The sequence below is a fragment of the Candidatus Oscillochloris fontis genome, assembly GCF_004138135.1.
GTDB lineage: Bacteria > Chloroflexota > Chloroflexia > Chloroflexales > Chloroflexaceae > Oscillochloris > Oscillochloris fontis.
Genome location: NZ_RYFD01000111.1, coordinates 1 through 1,786, shown reverse-complemented (window position 1 = coordinate 1,786; position 1,786 = coordinate 1). Strand labels below are relative to the sequence as shown.

Genomic DNA, 1,786 nt, shown 5'->3' with positions numbered 1-1,786 from the left:
GTCGGTGGTTGCGGTGCCCATCCCGGTCAGATTGGTGACGGGGTTGCCCGCGCTGTCGAGCAGGCGCACGGTCACGTTTTCAATGCCGGGGTTCACGCCATCAGCCGCGTTAATGTCCCCACTGTTGTCACGGTCGTGCCAGACCCGGTTGCCCAGGCTGTAGGTGGGGGTGATGCTGATCAGGTAGTCCTCGACCTCACCGTCACTAGCCGGGCCAGTCGCGGTCAGGCTCGGATCACTGCTCAGGCGGAAGCGTGCGCCCAGTTGGCTGCCCACCACCGCATCATTCGGTACATTGAAGGTGAGGGTCTGGTTGCCGGTGGTGCTATCGGGGATGGCCAGCGTGACCGCCTCCCCCGCGTCAGCAAAGTCGCCATCGCCATTGAAGTCCATGAAGCCATACAGGGTCGCGTCACGTCCGGTGGTGTTGGTCACATCCACGGTGACGTTGGCGGGCAACCCGGTGTAGAAGGTCGGGAAGCTGACGCCATCCTCGTCCGCGCCGTCGCCATCAGCGGCAGCGCTGGGCTGGCCGTCAGTCTCGGTATCCACCGTTGCGCCCATGCGCAGGCCGGTGGTCAGGCCGTGGCGCGGGCCATCACTCGTGGCCACGGTCGGGTAGCCCGGATCGGGCAGGTCGCCCCAGTCCATCGGCACAAAGCCGAAGTCCACGTGCAGGTTGGAGTTCTCATCCGGCGTGGCATCGTTATCAAACTGGAGCGGATCGCTCATGCCACTGTCTTTGGTGCGCCCCTGATCGTTCTCCAAGATCGGGGCCGCACCCGCATCCAGGGTAATCGCGACACTGCGCACGGTGTTGGCGATACTGTCAACGGTCACCCCGTTGTCGTCGTCATCGAGCGCATTGGGTGTCCCCGCCTGTGCCGGGTCGCGGCTCGACTGGGTGTTGCTGGGGATGTCCACCTCGACGAGGTATGTTCCCTCGGCCACGCCGGTGAAGAGGTAGCGCCCATCAGCATCCGTCGCGGTGGTTTGCAGTACCGTACCGTTACTGGCGAGCAGCCGCACGGCAACCCCGGTAATCCCCGCTTCAGTGCCGTTGCGGATGCCATCGTTGGCGGTACCACCCGCACCGCTACCGTTATCCAACCACACCTGGTTGCCCAGGCTCATCCCATAGAACCCGAAGTCCACGGTCTGGTTGTCGCTGCTATCCGGGCGATAGCTGGGGTTAGGTTCACCCGTATCCGGGTCTTCATCAACGGGTTCGTTCAGTGCCTCCACCGTCAGCGGCAGACTCAGCACGCCCCCATTGTAGAAGCCGCTGGTCTGGAGTTGTCCGTTGTCATCGGTGTCGCTCGCATCGTCATCGGGATCAGCCGACGCCGTCTCGCTGCGGGTGCCATCCGCCCCAGCGGTCGTCCCGCTGCTGAAGAGGCTCCGCAGCGTACCACTGGCAGCATCAAACTCGCTCACCGGGATACCCACCACGTAGGTGCCGGGGCGCAGCAGTTGCGCTGTCGCCAGCGGGTTACCGTCACTATCGGTCAGTTCGGTGAAGAGATAGGTACCATCAGCGACAGTGAAGGTCACCGCCACCGGGCTGGTCTCGCCTGCCCCAATGCTGCCGTTGCCATCCGCATCGAAGAAGAGTTCAACGCGCACGCCATTGATACCCACTTCGGTGCCATCAATCGTGCCGTCATTATTGGTGTCGTACCAGACCTGATTCCCGATACTGACCGGCTGGTAGAACCCGAAGTCCAGCGTGCGGTTGGAGCGGCTATCCACCGCCTCGCCCGCCTCTGGGTTGGTGGCCGGATCG

At 63.7% G+C, this 1,786-nt stretch carries 1 protein-coding gene; it reads right to left on the bottom strand.

Going from position 1 to position 1,786, the window contains the following annotated elements; translation table 11 throughout:
- The coding region (locus EKD03_RS18125) for an SdrD B-like domain-containing protein (RefSeq protein ID WP_238613586.1) at positions 1 to 1,786 on the bottom strand (1,786 nt) is incomplete at both ends.